Source organism: Halomonas stenophila (assembly GCF_014192275.1).
Taxonomy (GTDB): domain Bacteria; phylum Pseudomonadota; class Gammaproteobacteria; order Pseudomonadales; family Halomonadaceae; genus Halomonas; species Halomonas stenophila.
Genome location: NZ_JACHXR010000001.1, coordinates 767,952 through 781,357, shown reverse-complemented (window position 1 = coordinate 781,357; position 13,406 = coordinate 767,952). Strand labels below are relative to the sequence as shown.

The 13,406-nt window shown below is 69.1% G+C and carries 19 protein-coding genes and 1 tRNA gene; 10 read left to right on the top strand and 10 right to left on the bottom strand.

The window, feature by feature from the left end:
- From FHR97_RS03520 to FHR97_RS03485, 8 genes are all read left to right on the top strand, one after another.
- Positions 1-630 (top strand): TorD/DmsD family molecular chaperone, encoded by a 630-nt coding sequence (locus FHR97_RS03520; RefSeq protein ID WP_183382349.1) that lies wholly within the window; start codon positions 1-3, stop codon positions 628-630.
- Between the two features lie 14 nt (positions 631-644).
- The gene (locus FHR97_RS03515) at positions 645-851 is read left to right on the top strand and encodes a twin-arginine translocation signal domain-containing protein (RefSeq protein ID WP_183382348.1); all 207 of its coding nucleotides are present in this window, start codon (positions 645-647) and stop codon (positions 849-851) included.
- Positions 852-878: 27 nt separating this feature from the next.
- Positions 879-3,734 (top strand): molybdopterin-dependent oxidoreductase, encoded by a 2,856-nt coding sequence (locus tag FHR97_RS03510; RefSeq protein WP_183382347.1) that lies wholly within the window; start codon positions 879-881, stop codon positions 3,732-3,734.
- Positions 3,735-3,753: 19 nt separating this feature from the next.
- Positions 3,754-4,368: a formate dehydrogenase FDH3 subunit beta gene (fdh3B, locus tag FHR97_RS03505; protein WP_183382346.1), complete on the top strand. Its 615-nt coding sequence runs from the start codon at positions 3,754-3,756 to the stop codon at positions 4,366-4,368.
- Between the two features lie 11 nt (positions 4,369-4,379).
- Positions 4,380-5,450, top strand: coding sequence for a formate dehydrogenase subunit gamma (locus tag FHR97_RS03500; protein WP_183382345.1), 1,071 nt, complete (start codon positions 4,380-4,382; stop codon positions 5,448-5,450).
- A 101-nt stretch (positions 5,451-5,551) separates the two neighbouring features.
- Positions 5,552-5,872 carry a DUF1244 domain-containing protein gene (locus tag FHR97_RS03495; protein WP_183382344.1) on the top strand — a complete coding sequence of 107 codons (321 nt, stop codon included), beginning with the start codon at positions 5,552-5,554 and terminating at the stop codon, positions 5,870-5,872.
- Positions 5,869-6,390, top strand: coding sequence for a molybdenum cofactor biosynthesis protein B (moaB, locus tag FHR97_RS03490; protein ID WP_183382343.1), 522 nt, complete (start codon positions 5,869-5,871; stop codon positions 6,388-6,390). The genes FHR97_RS03495 and moaB overlap by 4 nt, the downstream gene beginning before the upstream one ends.
- Positions 6,391-6,476: 86 nt before the next feature.
- Positions 6,477-7,703, top strand: coding sequence for a molybdopterin molybdotransferase MoeA (locus FHR97_RS03485; RefSeq protein WP_183382342.1), 1,227 nt, complete (start codon positions 6,477-6,479; stop codon positions 7,701-7,703).
- Here the strand turns inward: FHR97_RS03485 and FHR97_RS03480 are convergent.
- The 7 genes from FHR97_RS03480 to FHR97_RS03450 form a co-directional block, all read right to left on the bottom strand.
- Positions 7,690-8,274, bottom strand: a complete 585-nt coding sequence (locus FHR97_RS03480) for an acyl carrier protein phosphodiesterase (protein ID WP_183382341.1) — start codon at positions 8,272-8,274, stop codon at positions 7,690-7,692. The genes FHR97_RS03485 and FHR97_RS03480 overlap by 14 nt on opposite strands.
- Before the next feature lies 1 nt (position 8,275).
- A complete protein-coding gene (locus FHR97_RS03475; RefSeq protein ID WP_183382340.1) occupies positions 8,276-8,629 on the bottom strand; it encodes a TusE/DsrC/DsvC family sulfur relay protein in 354 nt (117 codons plus the stop codon).
- The gene (gene tusB / locus FHR97_RS03470) at positions 8,629-8,919 is read right to left on the bottom strand and encodes a sulfurtransferase complex subunit TusB (protein WP_183382339.1); all 291 of its coding nucleotides are present in this window, start codon (positions 8,917-8,919) and stop codon (positions 8,629-8,631) included. Before tusB ends, FHR97_RS03475 begins: the two co-directional genes overlap by 1 nt.
- Positions 8,920-8,939: 20 nt before the next feature.
- Positions 8,940-9,317: a sulfurtransferase complex subunit TusC gene (tusC, locus tag FHR97_RS03465; RefSeq protein WP_183382338.1), complete on the bottom strand. Its 378-nt coding sequence runs from the start codon at positions 9,315-9,317 to the stop codon at positions 8,940-8,942.
- Between the two features lie 23 nt (positions 9,318-9,340).
- Entirely contained in the window at positions 9,341-9,733 is a 393-nt protein-coding gene (tusD, locus tag FHR97_RS03460; RefSeq protein WP_183382337.1) for a sulfurtransferase complex subunit TusD, read from the bottom strand.
- A 75-nt stretch (positions 9,734-9,808) separates the two neighbouring features.
- Positions 9,809-10,477, bottom strand: a complete 669-nt coding sequence (locus FHR97_RS03455; RefSeq protein ID WP_183382336.1) for a Bax inhibitor-1/YccA family protein — start codon at positions 10,475-10,477, stop codon at positions 9,809-9,811.
- A 96-nt stretch (positions 10,478-10,573) separates the two neighbouring features.
- Complete coding sequence (locus FHR97_RS03450; protein WP_183382335.1) at positions 10,574-11,017, bottom strand: NUDIX hydrolase; 444 nt, start codon at positions 11,015-11,017, stop codon at positions 10,574-10,576.
- Between the two features lie 112 nt (positions 11,018-11,129).
- Here FHR97_RS03450 and FHR97_RS03445 point away from each other — a divergent pair.
- Together FHR97_RS03445 and FHR97_RS03440 are read left to right on the top strand one after the other, a co-directional pair.
- Positions 11,130-11,219 (top strand) — tRNA-Ser (locus FHR97_RS03445).
- 344 nt (positions 11,220-11,563) lie between these two features.
- Positions 11,564-11,851: a helix-turn-helix domain-containing protein gene (locus FHR97_RS03440; RefSeq protein WP_183382334.1), complete on the top strand. Its 288-nt coding sequence runs from the start codon at positions 11,564-11,566 to the stop codon at positions 11,849-11,851.
- A 16-nt stretch (positions 11,852-11,867) separates the two neighbouring features.
- Here the strand turns inward: FHR97_RS03440 and FHR97_RS03435 are convergent, their stop codons facing one another.
- From FHR97_RS03435 to FHR97_RS03425, 3 genes are all read right to left on the bottom strand, one after another.
- Positions 11,868-12,104: a hypothetical protein gene (locus FHR97_RS03435; protein WP_183382333.1), complete on the bottom strand. Its 237-nt coding sequence runs from the start codon at positions 12,102-12,104 to the stop codon at positions 11,868-11,870.
- Between the two features lie 183 nt (positions 12,105-12,287).
- Positions 12,288-12,929 (bottom strand): metallophosphoesterase, encoded by a 642-nt coding sequence (locus tag FHR97_RS03430; protein WP_183382332.1) that lies wholly within the window; start codon positions 12,927-12,929, stop codon positions 12,288-12,290.
- Between the two features lie 180 nt (positions 12,930-13,109).
- Positions 13,110-13,397 (bottom strand): hypothetical protein, encoded by a 288-nt coding sequence (locus tag FHR97_RS03425; RefSeq protein WP_183382331.1) that lies wholly within the window; start codon positions 13,395-13,397, stop codon positions 13,110-13,112.
- Between the last annotated feature and the right edge of the window lie 9 nt (positions 13,398-13,406).

Genomic DNA, 13,406 nt, shown 5'->3' with positions numbered 1-13,406 from the left:
ATGACCCAGCAACTGCCAACGGCCGAGCCCGACGACGAGACACGCGCCCTGCGCGCCGATATCTATCGGCTCCTCGGCCGCCTGCTGCGGGAGCCGCCCGACGAGGCGCTTCTCGCCTGGCTGACGAGCCTCGCCCCCGAGGGCGACGGCGACCTGGCCCGCGGCTGGCAGGGCCTGGCCCAGGCCGCCGGCGAGGCCACGCCGGCGGCCCTGGCGCGGGCCCATTTCCGCCACCTGGTCGGCGTCATCGAGGGCGACGTCACCCCCTATGCGTCCTGGTACCGCCAGGGTGCCCTGATGGACGAGGCGCTGGTCGCCCTGCGCCGCGACCTGCGCCGCCTGGGGATCGCCCGCGCCGAGCACAGCCGCGACCCCGAGGACCACCTGGCGGCGGAGCTGGAGGTCATGGCCCTGCTGGTGGAAACCTCCCCCCATGAGGAGGCCGGCTTCTACCGCCGTCACCTGGCCCCCTGGGCGGATCGCTGCCTGGCCGACCTGGCCGCCGTCGACACCCCCTTCCATGCCCGTCTCGGCGAGCTCGGCCGCGCCTTTCTCGCCGAGGAGGCACGTCGCCTGGCGGCGATCGACGGCGAAGCCCCCGTGCGCTTCGTCACCCCGCCCGTGTCCTGAACGAGGAGACTCCCATGTCCACCGAACGCAATCCCCAGCGCCGCCGCTTCCTCAAGACCCTCGGCCTCGGCACCGTCGCGGCCGGGGCGGCCGCCGGCCTCGGCCAGGTGCCGCTGGTGCAGGCCGAGTCCGCCCCCCCGGACACCGTGCGGGACGAGACACCGCGGGGCTACCGGGAGACCGCGCATATCCGCGCCTACTACGCCACCCTGCGCGACTGAGTCCGCGCCCGCCAGGAGACCGACACCATGCGACTGACGCGAAGCTCATCCACTCCCCGGACCGGCGGCCTCGGCATTTCCCGTCGCCAGTTTCTCAAGCGCAGCGGTGCCACCACCGGCGGCCTGGCCGCCGCCGGCTTCATGGGCGCGCCGATGATGCGCCGGGTCGACGCCGCGGAGAAGACGCCCTATTCCGACGCCCCCATCGAGACCCGGCGTACCGTCTGTTCCCATTGCTCGGTGGGCTGCGGGGTCTACGCGGAAGTGCAGGAGGGCGTCTGGACCGGCCAGGAGCCGGCCTTCGACCATCCCATCAACCGCGGGGCCCACTGCGCCAAGGGCGCGTCCCTGCGCCAGCATGGCCATTCCACCCGGCGGCTGAAGTACCCCATGAAGCTGGTCGACGGCGAATGGCAGCGGCTGAGCTGGGAGCAGGCCATCGAGGAGATCGGCGACAAGGTGCTCGCGCTCACCGAGCAGCACGGCCCGGACAGCGTCTACTGGCTGGGTTCGGCCAAGTTCAACAACGAGCAGGCCTACCTGCTGCGCAAGTTCGCCGCCCTGGCGGGCACCAACAACACCGACCACCAGGCACGCATCTGCCACTCCACCACCGTGGCCGGGGTCGCCAACACCTGGGGCTACGGGGCGATGACCAACTCGCTCAACGACATCCAGCACAGCCGGGCGATCATGTTCATCGGCTCCAACCCCTGCGAGGCCCACCCGGTGGCCATGCAGCACATCCTGCTGGCCAAGGAGCGCAACCAGGCCGAGATCATCGTGGTCGATCCCCGCTTCACCCGCACCGCCGCCAAGGCCGACCACTATGTGCGCCTGCGCCCCGGCAGCGACGTGGCCTTCATCTGGGGGCTTTTGTGGCACATCTTCGAGAACGGCTGGGAGGATCGCGACTACATCGCCCAGCGGGTCTACGGCATGGACGATGTCCGCAGCGAGGTCGCGGCCTTCGCGCCGGACGTGGTGGAGAACATCACCGGCGTCCCCGAGGCGACCATGCGCGACACGGCCCGCCGCCTGGCCGAGAACCGCCCCGGCTGCATCGTCTGGTGCATGGGCGGCACCCAGCACACCACCGGCAACAACAACACCCGGGCCTACTGCATCCTGGAGCTCGCCCTGGGCAACATCGGCATCTCCGGCGGTGGCGCCAACATCTTCCGCGGCCACGACAACGTCCAGGGCGCCACCGACCTGGGGCTGATGTCGCACTCCCTGCCCGGCTACTACGGCCTCTCCGAGGGCGCCTGGCGGCACTGGGCCAGGGTCTGGGACCTGGATTACGACTGGCTGGTCGGCCGCTTCGACCCCGCCGAGTACGCGGACGGCAAGCCGATGAACGCCAGCGGCATCACCGTGTCCCGCTGGATCGACGGGGTCCTCGAGGAAGAGGACGCCATCGCCCAGCGCACCCGCCTCAAGGCGATGTTCTACTGGGGGCACGCGGTCAACTCCCAGACCCGCGGCCCCGAGATGCGCCGGGCGATGCAGCAGCTGGAGATGATGGTCATCGTCGACCCCTATCCCACCGTGGCCGCGGTCATGCACGATCGCCGCGACGGGGTCTACCTGCTGCCCGCCTGCACCCAGTTCGAGACCACCGGCAGCGTCACGGCCACCAACCGCTCCCTCCAGTGGCGCGACCGGGTCATCGAGCCGCTGTTCGAGTCCAGGCCCGACCACGAGATCATGTACCTGCTGGCCCGCAAGCTGGGTTTCGCCGAGCAACTCTTCAAGCACATCCGCGTCGAGGGCAGCGAGCCGGTGATCGAGGACATCACCCGGGAGTTCAACCGCGGCATGTGGACCGTGGGCTACACCGGGCAGAGCCCGGAGCGCCTCAAGGCCCACCAGCAGAACTGGCATACCTTCGACTTCGAGACCCTGCAGGCCCGGGGCGGGCCCACCGACGGCGACTACTACGGCCTGCCCTGGCCCTGCTGGGGCACCGCCGAGATGGGCCACCCCGGCACCCCGATCCTCTACGACACCAGCAAGAAGGTGTCCGAGGGCGGCCTGACCTTCCGCGCCCGCTTCGGCATCGAGCGCGATGGCGTGTCCCTGCTCGCCGACGGCTCCTTCAGTCGAAACTCGGAACTGGACGACGGCTACCCGGAGTTCACCGACGCCATGCTCAAGGACCTGGGCTGGTGGGGCGATCTCACGGCGCAGGAGCAGCAGGCCGCCGAGGGCCAGAACTGGAAGACCGACCTGTCCGGCGGCATCCAGCGGGTGGCCATCGCCCACGAGTGCGCCCCCTTCGGCAATGCCAAGGCCCGCTGCAACGTCTGGACCTTTCCCGACCCGATTCCCAGGCACCGCGAGCCGCTCTACACCAGCCGCCGCGACCTGGTGAGCGACTACCCGACCTGGGACGACGTGGCCTCCCACTACCGCCTGCCCACCCTCTACCGCTCCATCCAGCAGAAGGACGTGACCGGTACCTATCCGATCATCCTCACCTCCGGCCGGCTGGTGGAATACGAGGGCGGCGGCGAGGAGACGCGCTCCATGTCCTGGCTCGCCGAGCTGCAGCAGCAGATGTTCGTCGAGATCAACCCGGCACTGGCCAACGACCTCGGCATCGCCGACGGCGAGATGGTCTGGGTCGAGGGCGCCGAGGGGGGCCGCGTGCGGGTCCAGGCCCTGGTCACCCCGCGCGTCGCCCGCGAGGTGGTGTTCATGCCCTTCCACTTCGGCGGCCTGTTCCAGGGCGAGGACCTCCACGACCGCTACCCCGAGGGGTCGGCCCCCTATGTACTGGGCGAGGCCGCGAACACGGCCACCACCTACGGCTACGACTCGGTGACCCAGATGCAGGAAACCAAGTGCACGCTGTGTCGCATCGAGAAGGCCGGCTAACGGCCCACGGGAGGACATCATGGCCACGATGAAATTCATGTGTGACGCCGAGCGCTGCATCGAGTGCAACGGCTGCGTCACCGCCTGCAAGAACGCCAACGAGGTGGAATGGGGCATCCAGCGCCGCCGCGTGGTGACCCTGGACGACGGCGAGCCCAGCGAGGTCTCGATCTCGGTGGCCTGCATGCACTGCGACGATGCCCCCTGCATCGCCGTCTGCCCCACCGAGACCCTCTACCAGCGCGACGACGGCATCGTGCTCCACGACAAGGACCTGTGCATCGGCTGTGGCTACTGCCTCTACGCCTGCCCCTTCGGGGCGCCGCAGTTCCCGCAGCAGAGCGCCTTCGGCGAGCGCGGCAAGATGGACAAGTGCACCTTCTGCGCCGGGGGCCCGGCCGACAGCAAGGAGGAGGAATACGCCAAGTACGGCGCCAACCGCATCGACGAGGGCAAGCTGCCGCTGTGTGCCGAGATGTGCTCCACCAAGGCGCTGCTCGCCGGCGACGCCCAGGAGATCGCGGATATCTTCCGCCAGCGGGTGGTGCGTCGCGGTCACGAGGATGGCGGCTGGTCCGGCAACCCCCGGGCCGAGGCCGATTCGCTGGCCCATGACGCCACCCGGCAGGGCTAAGGAGGCAGACCATGAGCATCGCGATGCGAGACCCCAGGCGGCTCGTGCTGACGGCCCTGCTGGTGGCGCTGCTGGTGGCCGCCCTGGGCCCGGGCCGGCAGGCACTGGCCCAGGAGACCACGCCCGGCGCGGCGAATCCCGGCCAGGAAGCCGCCTTCGCCGTGCCCGCGGTGGATGCCGACACCTGGCGGCAGATCCGCAGTGGCGAGACCGACGCCAACTTCCGCGACAGCCGGGCACAGAGCACCTACAACCTGGTCAATGCCAGTGGCGAGACCTGGCGGCAGATCCGCGACCGCTGGGTATCGCCCTTCGGCGCCATCGCCATCCTCGGCATGCTGGTCGTGATCCTGGTGTTCTACCTCGTCGTCGGCCGCCAGCGGCTCGACGCGCCCCGCACCGGGCGCAAGCTGCTGCGCTGGCCGGTGCTGGACCGCGCCCTGCACTGGAGCGTGGCCAGCCTGTTCCTGCTGCTCGGCCTGACCGGCCTGATGCTGCTCTACGGCAAGGCCCTGCTGCGTCCGGTGTTCGGCGACGGCGCCTGGGCCGGGTTGATGATCGGCACCAAGACCCTGCACAACTACCTGGGCCCGCTGTTCGCCATCCTGCTGCTGCTGGTGCTGGCCCGCTTCCTGCGCCACAACCTGCCCAGGCGCCACGACCTGGCCTGGCTGCGCCAGGGTGGGGGCATGGTCGGCAAGGCGCATCCGGATGCCGGCTTCGCCAACGCCGGCGAGAAGCTCTGGTACTGGCTGCTGGCCAGCGTCGGCCTGGTGGTGGTCGTCAGCGGCCTGGTGCTGGACTTCCCCAACTTCAACCAGGCCCGGGACACCATGCAGTGGGCCAACATCCTCCATGCCCTCGGCGCCCTGGGCCTGACCGCCGTGGCACTGGGCCATATCTATATCGGCACCCTCGGCACGGAGGGCGCCCTGGAGGGCATGACCCACGGCTACGTGGACGAGAGCTGGGCCAGGCAGCACCACAACCTCTGGTACGAGGAGGTCAAGGGCAAGGCCGACCGGGCCGCCCCGGACGAGGCGAAGGGCGACTCGTCATCGGCCTCCCGGCCCCCCGGCTGATCGCGCCTCGTCCCCTCTCACGACACCGCCCACGGGCGGTGTCTTTTGTTAAGCTGGGGTATCGCCCCCGAGGGGCCCGACACCACCATGGAGCCAACACGATGCAACACCTTGACGACAGCACCCGCACCGAACTCGAGGCCGCCGCTTTCCGCCGGCTGCTGCACCACCTGGACGAGCACAAGGAGGTGCAGAACATCGAACTGATGATCCTCGCCGACTTCTGCCGCAACTGCCTGTCCAAGTGGCTGGTGGCCGCCGCCGAGGAGCGCGGCGAGACGCTGGACTACGAGACCGCCCGGGAATACGTCTACGGCATGCCCTACAGCGAGTGGAAGTCTCTCTACCAGGCCGAGGCCACGCCGGAGCAGCAGGCCGCCTTCGAGGCCCGCCAGGCCGCCAAGCAGGAAAAGGGACAATGAGCGAGGCGATGATCCCCCTCTCGGTGGCGGTGCTGACGGTCTCGGATACCCGCACCGAGGACACCGACCGCAGCGGCCAGGCCCTGGTGGAGCGGCTCACCGCCGCCGGCCACCGCCTGGCCGACAAGCGCATCGTCCCCGATGACGTCTATCGCATCCGTGCGGTGGTCGCGGCCTGGATCGCCGATCCCGGCATCCAGGTCATCCTCACCACCGGCGGGACCGGCTTCACCGGGCGCGACTCCACCCCCGAGGCCGTCTCGGTACTGCTGGACAAGCGCATCGAGGGCTTCGGCGAGCTGTTTCGCCAGCTCTCCTGGCACGAGGTGGGCAGTTCCACCGTGCAGAGCCGTTGCCTGGGCGGCCTGGCCAACGCCACCGTGGTGTTCTGCCTGCCCGGCTCCACCGGGGCCTGTCGCACCGGCTGGGACGGGATCCTCGCCGAACAGCTCGACAGTCGGCACAAGCCATGTAACTTCGCCAACCTGGTGATCCCCGAACGAGGCCAGCATGCCTGACAACCACGAGACGGCCGACGGCCGGCACAAGCTATGTAACTCTCTACACCTTCCGGCGAATCTGGTGATCCCCGAACGAGGCCAGCATGTCTGACAACAACGGCGAGTTGCAGCCCGTCGAGGCGGCCCTCGCCGCCCTGCTCGACGGCGTGACCGCACTGCCCGGCGAGGCCATTGACGGCGACGCGGCGGCGGGCCGGGTGCTGGCCCGGGATGTCATGGCCCGCCTCGACGTGCCGCCCTTCGACAACAGCGCCATGGACGGCTATGCCCTGGATCACCGTGAGGCCGGACAGTGGCTGCCGATCGTCCAGCGCATCACCGCCGGCACGGCCGCCGCGCCCCTCTCGCCCGGCGGCTGTGCACGGATCTTCACCGGCGGGGAGCTACCCGCCGGCGCCGACTGCGTGGTGATGCAGGAGCGCGTCGAGGTCGACGGCGACCGGGCCTGGATCCCCGCCGCCATCCCCGCCGGCGACAACCTGCGCCGACGCGGCCGCGATGTGGCCGTCGGCGACCGCCTGCTGGCGGCCGGCACCCGCCTCGACGCGGCCGCCCTGGGGCATCTCGCCGGCCAGGGCATCACCCGGGTCGAGGTGCGACGCCGCCCGCGCATCGCCCTGCTGTCCACCGGCGACGAGATCGTCGACCCCGGTCGCCCGCTGGGCCCCGGCCAGATCTACAACTCCAATCGGCCCATGCTGCGGGCACTGCTGACCCGCTTCGGGGCCGAGGTGGTGCGCGTCGAGACGGTGCCGGACGATGCCGAGGGCACCCGCCGGGTACTGCAGGAGGCCGCCGAGACGGCCGATGTGGTGGTCACCACCGGTGGCGTCAGCGTCGGCGAGGAGGATCATGTCAAGGCCGCCCTGGAGGCCCTGGGCCGGCTCGACATGTGGCGGCTGGCCATCCGCCCCGGCAAGCCGCTGGCCCTGGGGCGCCTGCCCCGGCGAGCGGCGGACGCTGGTGAGGCCCGCTTCGTCGGGCTGCCCGGCAACCCGGTCTCCTGTTTCGTCGGCGCCTGGCTGTTCCTGCGGCCGCTGATCGGGGCACTGCTCGCCTGCCCGGCCCTGGCGGCGCTGCCCCGGCTGGCGGCGCGCGCCGACTTCGAGACCCGCACCGGGCCGCGTCAGCACTACATGCGCGTGTCGCTGGACTTCACCGCCGAGGACATCGTGGCCCGGCCCTTCCGGGACCAGAATTCCGGGGTGCTGTCGTCCTGCGTCAACGCCGATGCCCTGGCGGTCATCCCGCCGGAGACCGACATCGCGCCAGGCGCGGCCATCGACTGCCTGTGGCTCAGGGTCGATTGAGGGACTGGCCCGGGGGCACCCCCAGGGCCTGGTCCACGTCGTCCCAGAGACGGGAGAAGGCGGCCTCCAGCCGGTCGTAGTCGCGCTCCAGCCAGGGCAGCAGTTCGGCCAGGCGATTCGGTCCGGAGAGCCGCCGGCCGATGCCCTCCACGGCGCGGCAGGTGAAGCGGAAGTCGGCATAGCCCCGCAGCCAGTCCTGGCGCACCAGCACCGGCATCATCGCCGCCAGACGGTCGGGGGCAGGTCGCTCCTCCAGCAGCCGGTAACAGCGTCGGACGAGCGCATCCCTGTCCCGGCGCTGCAGCTGCCGCGCCAGGAAATGATCCCAGAGCAGGTCGAGGGCGATGCCGGCATAGCGTCGCTGGCCGTCCGGGGCCAGGGCCCGCGCCTGGCGCACCGCGGGGTGGGAGTCGACGAAGGCATCGACCCGCCGGTGGTGGCGGATGCCCTCGGCGACCGCGGCGCGCCAGGCGCCGAGGTCGTTCCCCTTGACGCCGTCGGCGACGAGGTTGCCGTAGAGGAAGTCGTCGCTGCCTCCCCGGGCCAGCCAGCCGTGGGCCAGAAAGTTCATGTCACAGGCAATTGGTGGGTTTCGGCAGGCCCGCCAGCCGGGCCGCCACCTTGGCCGGGCTCCCGGGGAAGAGCCGCATCAGGTGGATCGAGCGGCCCTTGTCCGGCCCCAGGGCCATGCCCACCGCCTTGACCAGCGGACGCATGGCCGGCGCCATCTCGTAGCGCCCATAGAAGTCGCGCAGCACCCGCAGCACCTCCCAGTGGTCCTCCTCGAGGTGGATCCCCTCCTCGTCCGCCAGCGCCTCCGCCACGCCGGGTGACCACTGGGCGAGGTCGACCAGGTAGCCCTCCGGGTCGAGGCCGATTGCTTGCCCGTCGACGGATAGATAACGGTATATTTCCACGGTTGCCATCAGTACCAGCTCACCGTCTGCTCGGCTTCCTCGGTCAATTGCACGAAGCCATCCACGTCCACCACCTGTACCGAGGCGTCGCAACGACCGACCAGCCCGCGCGCCTCCAGGTCCTCGCGCAGGGCGTAGAGGCGCCCGGGGATGTCCTCGAAGTAGCGGACCAGCTGCGGCAGCGCACCCTGCACGCCGTCCTCGATCAGCAGCAGGCGATCATCCGGCCCCATGGCCGTCACCGCCTGGGCATGCACCTGGCTGCTGGCCGGCGAGCGATTCACGATATGCAGTTTCATTCTCGGACTCCTCGGGCCGGCTAGAAGGTGAGCACCAGCGGATGGGCCGCCACCGCCCGTTCGATGGCCTCGGCGGCCAGCGGGCGAGCCGGTAGCATCAGGTCGTCTTCCGCGAGGCCGAGGCTGGAGAGTGCCTCGGCCTCGACCCACAGGGTCTCGATATCATACATCGCCAGCATCTCGAGTGTCGGCGCGGTGCCCTTCTGGCCCAGCGGGCCCGCCTGTTGTCCGGTCACCAGGGCGCCCACCCCCTCGCCCATGAACAGCAGGGAGACCCGGCGACCGAAGGCGGCGGCCACCAGGGCCGCATCCAGCCCCTCCCGCAGCCAGCTGGTGCCGTGCGGACCGTGACGCAGGATCACCAGCAGCTCGCCGGCCTCGAGGTCGCTGTCGCTCATCATCGCTTCCCTCTCGTTCATCCTCAGGGCCCGAAGGTCACCAGCCGGTCGCTGCGCAACCCGAGATCAACCAGTTGGCCGAGGCCGGTCAGCTCGAAGGGCGCCTCGACGCTGTGGCCCGCCTTGCCATGGCGGCTCGCCTCGCGCGAGTCGAGCAGCCCCCGTCGCAGGGCCGCCGCGATGCAGACCAGCAGCGGCACGTCGTGCTCGGCGCCGAGCGCCGCCCAGGCGTCCACCAGATGAGGCTCGTCCTGGGGCGGCGAGGCCAGCCGCGCGGCGTTGTGCACGCCGTCATGATAGAAGAACACCGCCTCGAGGCGGTGCCCCCGCGCCAGCACGGCGCGGGCGAAGCGCAGCGCGGAGTGGCTGGCCTGATGGCTGTAGGGGGCGCCCATCAACAGGATCGCATATCGCATGGAGGGCCTCGTCGTAAACGTGCTGGCCCCGCCGTAGCGGGGCCAGCCATGCGCGTGCCTGGGGAACCGCGGCGGTCAGTCCTGGCTCATGATCCCCAGCAGGGAGAGCAGGCTGATGAAGAGGTTGTAGATCGACACATAGAGGGTGACGGTGGCGAGGATGTAGTTGGTCTCGCCGGCCCGATGCACGATCTCGCTGGTCTGGTAGAGAATGGCCGCGGAGGCGAAGAGCACGAAACCGGCGGACACCATCAGCGAGAGGGTCGGGATCTGGAAGATCAGCGCCGCGACCATCGCCAGCACCAGCACGATGGCGCCCGCCATCAGGAAGTTGGCGAGGAAGCTGAAATCCTTGCGGGTCACCAGGGCGACGGCCGAGAGACCGAAGAAGGTCAGGCCGGTCAGGCCCAGGGCCGTCATGATCAGCTGGGCGCCATTGGGCAGCGCCAGATAGGCACTGAGGATCGGTCCCAGGGTGAAGCCCATGAAGCCGGTGAAGGCGAAGGTCGCCAGCAGACCGGCCGCGGAGTTGGCGGTCTTGTGGACCAGGAACATCAGGCCGTAGGCGCCGATGAAGAACACCAGGATATTCATCTGCTGAATGCCCAGGGCCATGGCGCCCCCCGCCGTGATGGCGGAGAACAGCAGCGTCATCGCCAGCAGGCCGTAGGTGTTTCGTAACACCTTGTTGGTGCTGACGGCCTGTGTCTGCTGACTCGTCACTCGCGTGTCTTGGTAAGCCATCGATCCAGTGCTCCCTATTTGTGGACCCTTCTCACGACACAGGATGCCGCCTGCCGGTTCCCGACGCAAGCACCGGCGCACCGGCCTTGTCGGGTTTCAACGACAATTCTGCGCCGGCCGCCCCGCCAGCAGCCTCCGGGCAATCTCGGCCGCGGAGCGGCAGACCGTGTCGCCCGCGGCCTCGAGGGCGGCGAGATCCAGCCAGCACAGCGCCTCGGCATCTCCGCCGGCCACCGCCTCGCCGCCCTGCCAGTCGACCCGCAGGACGACGATGACGAAGTGGGCACGGAGGGCTCCCTGGCTGTCGCGGTCGAACACATCCAGCGCCGTCTCCACCTCACGCACCCGTCCCTCGAGGCCGGTCTCCTCGCGCAGCTCGCGCCTCACCGCCTGGTGCAGCGACTCGCCGGGCTCCACCTTGCCCCCCGGCAGGGCCAGGCGCCCCGCGTTGGGGGGATGGGCGCGCCGCACCATCAGGATCCGGCCATCGCGCACCACCGCCGCCGACACCGCCACCCTCGGCCACCGCGTCCCCGTCATGCCCCACCCCCGCGCCAGCGACCGCCCGGCAGCACGGTATTCGGATAACACCTTGATCGCACGACGGTCTTGACCTCCACGGAAAAACTGGTAGGATGCATCGCCGTGAGCCGGAGGGATGGCAGAGCGGTTGAATGCACCGGTCTTGAAAACCGGCGAAGGTGAGAGCCTTCCCAGGGTTCGAATCCCTGTCCCTCCGCCACTTTATATTCAGAATCAAGCGCCTTCGGGCGCTTTTTTCGTTGCCCCAACATTCCCTCCAGCATCCACAAACTACTGGATCTCGGCTCTTCAGGCTGAGGATAGCCGTTTCCCCACTCCCTGAGGAGCGCGCTTGCGGGCGCCAATGGCGGGATTCTCCCGCCTCTGGCCCGGGCCGAGTCCGATTTTCGGACTTGCCGCTCGGCCCGGACCTGAGTTCAGCGCCAGCATTGACGAGTTACTATAGGCCAACCTATTATATCGAAGCTGATATAGGGAAAAGACATCGAGTTCGGCAAGCAGCGCTACAAGGAACTGCCCTGAGACTCGGCGAGGAGAATTACCATGGCCATCGAACGGTATGACAGCGTATGGGATGCCATTGAGGACACCCCCGAAGAGGCCCTGAACATGCGGCTGCGCTCCGAGCTGATGGCACGGATCGCCGATCGCATCAGGGACTGGAATGTCACTCAGGCTGAGGCGGCTCAGCGCCTCGGCGTCACCCAGCCCCGACTCAACGACTTGCTGAAAGGGCGGATCAACAAGTTCAGCCTTGATGCCCTGGTCAACTTGACCGGGCCGGCCCATTTCCACGTCGAGCTGGAAATCAAGGACGAGGAAGACGAATAAGAGAGGCACCCGGGATCTAGCCCTGGCGCGATCCGGACCGGGACAACGCCTGCTGCCCCTTGGCGCTGAGCCAAGTCAGGGCGATCAGGAACAGGCCGGCCACGATGAGCGGGGCAAGGAAGTCACCGAGGCCCTGCGCGGTCTCCCCGTGTGCCATGATCATGCCCGCCGCCAGCGTCACGAAGGCAAGGAAGGCGACCCAGGTGAGAACCTTGAGGGCATACCGGGCGAGGGTCCGAAAGGTCGTTGTCATGTCGACTCTCCTGCGTAGACGGGCCTGTCACCGGCAACGGCCAGGGCGCAGGCCCCTCGTTTTCCATGGTGCTCTTTAATAGGGCTCTTCTGATGTAGCGTGGTCGATGGGCCGGCATCATGCCACACTCTCCTCTCACACCCCGGGAAGGGGCGCCGACTCCTCCTCTTCCCGCTGCCGGCGTCATCCCAGCAGATCCCGGGCCTCGACCAGGGTCAGGCGTCCGGTCAGGAAGGCGCCGGTATCGAGGTAATGCACATTGCCGAGCACCCTGGGGGCCTCCACGATGGTGTGACCGACGACCACGGCATCGATACCGGTCACCGGGGTGGTGTCGCCCTGCCGGATGCGCTCTCGCCCCCATACCAGTGCATGACGGTCGCATTCCTCGATCCGTGCCCAATCCGCCGGCGGCTCGGCGTGTACCAGGCCGATACGCCGCTCGCCCACCCTCACCTCACGGGCAAAGGGCAGATGGTGCAGGGCCTCCTTCAGGACCCGCCTGACCTCATCGAGCGACTCGTCCAGGGCCCAGCCGCCCCCGTTGATCCGCCATAGGGGCATGGCGGCGTCATCGACGCACAGGGCCTCATGCGCCATCACTTCGTGATTGCCGCGCACCCCATGGAACCAGGGCTGACGGGCCAGCCGCAGGCAGGCCAGCGAGGCCGGGCCCCTGTCGATCAGGTCGCCCACCGAGAACAGGCGATCCACGCGCTCGTCGAAATCGACCCCTCTCAGCCGAGCCGACAGCAAGTCATATTCGCCGTGCAGGTCGCCGACGAAGAAGTCACGCCCCCGGCGGTTCATCTCATGGCGAATCATGCCTCTCTCCCTGGTGTGTCGACGCTGGCGGTTGCATCGGCGAGCACGCCCCTCGGCCAGGGCCGATGCAAGCCAGCGACAGGCGCGGAATGAGGAAGGAGCCAGCGATGACCGATGTGCCGAGGGGCACCGCTAGCGATCGGAGGGAGAAGACGGCGAGTCGAGACAACGCCTGACGCTCTAGGTGGGGGGCAAGGCGCTTCCGCCGGCCAAGCCAAGCGACGTGTGCCCCTCGGTCGCCACTCGCGACTCTCCTTCCAGGGGAAATGTGTCGCCGGCCGATGCCGGGAGCTCGGCGACCACCACCGAGTAGGCGTGGCCGTGAACCGCCACCAGCGGGATGGCACGCAGCACGCGTACCGACCGGTCATCGACGTGCAGCACGTCACCGGGGCGCGGTGGCCGGTCGACTGCCAGAGAAACGAGCAGGTCACTGCCCGGCACATAGCTGACCACAATGACGTTCATGGGGACGGT

Bases quoted from the DNA above. Each gene is read 5' to 3' on its own strand.
- FHR97_RS03450 (WP_183382335.1), bottom strand. From the start codon at position 11,017: ATGACGGGGACGCGGTGGCCGAGGGTGGCGGTGTCGGCGGCGGTGGTG.
- FHR97_RS03515 (WP_183382348.1), top strand. From the start codon at position 645: ATGTCCACCGAACGCAATCCCCAGCGCCGCCGCTTCCTCAAGACCCTC.
- FHR97_RS03430 (WP_183382332.1), bottom strand. From the start codon at position 12,929: ATGATTCGCCATGAGATGAACCGCCGGGGGCGTGACTTCTTCGTCGGC.
- FHR97_RS03425 (WP_183382331.1), bottom strand. From the start codon at position 13,397: ATGAACGTCATTGTGGTCAGCTATGTGCCGGGCAGTGACCTGCTCGTT.
- FHR97_RS03455 (WP_183382336.1), bottom strand. From the start codon at position 10,477: ATGGCTTACCAAGACACGCGAGTGACGAGTCAGCAGACACAGGCCGTC.
- FHR97_RS03495 (WP_183382344.1), top strand. From the start codon at position 5,552: ATGCAACACCTTGACGACAGCACCCGCACCGAACTCGAGGCCGCCGCT.
- FHR97_RS03480 (WP_183382341.1), bottom strand. From the start codon at position 8,274: ATGAACTTTCTGGCCCACGGCTGGCTGGCCCGGGGAGGCAGCGACGAC.
- FHR97_RS03435 (WP_183382333.1), bottom strand. From the start codon at position 12,104: ATGACAACGACCTTTCGGACCCTCGCCCGGTATGCCCTCAAGGTTCTC.
- moaB (WP_183382343.1), top strand. From the start codon at position 5,869: ATGAGCGAGGCGATGATCCCCCTCTCGGTGGCGGTGCTGACGGTCTCG.
- FHR97_RS03500 (WP_183382345.1), top strand. From the start codon at position 4,380: ATGAGCATCGCGATGCGAGACCCCAGGCGGCTCGTGCTGACGGCCCTG.
- FHR97_RS03475 (WP_183382340.1), bottom strand. From the start codon at position 8,629: ATGGCAACCGTGGAAATATACCGTTATCTATCCGTCGACGGGCAAGCA.
- FHR97_RS03510 (WP_183382347.1), top strand. From the start codon at position 879: ATGCGACTGACGCGAAGCTCATCCACTCCCCGGACCGGCGGCCTCGGC.
- fdh3B (WP_183382346.1), top strand. From the start codon at position 3,754: ATGGCCACGATGAAATTCATGTGTGACGCCGAGCGCTGCATCGAGTGC.
- tusB (WP_183382339.1), bottom strand. From the start codon at position 8,919: ATGAAACTGCATATCGTGAATCGCTCGCCGGCCAGCAGCCAGGTGCAT.
- FHR97_RS03520 (WP_183382349.1), top strand. From the start codon at position 1: ATGACCCAGCAACTGCCAACGGCCGAGCCCGACGACGAGACACGCGCC.
- FHR97_RS03440 (WP_183382334.1), top strand. From the start codon at position 11,564: ATGGCCATCGAACGGTATGACAGCGTATGGGATGCCATTGAGGACACC.
- tusC (WP_183382338.1), bottom strand. From the start codon at position 9,317: ATGAGCGACAGCGACCTCGAGGCCGGCGAGCTGCTGGTGATCCTGCGT.
- FHR97_RS03485 (WP_183382342.1), top strand. From the start codon at position 6,477: ATGTCTGACAACAACGGCGAGTTGCAGCCCGTCGAGGCGGCCCTCGCC.
- tusD (WP_183382337.1), bottom strand. From the start codon at position 9,733: ATGCGATATGCGATCCTGTTGATGGGCGCCCCCTACAGCCATCAGGCC.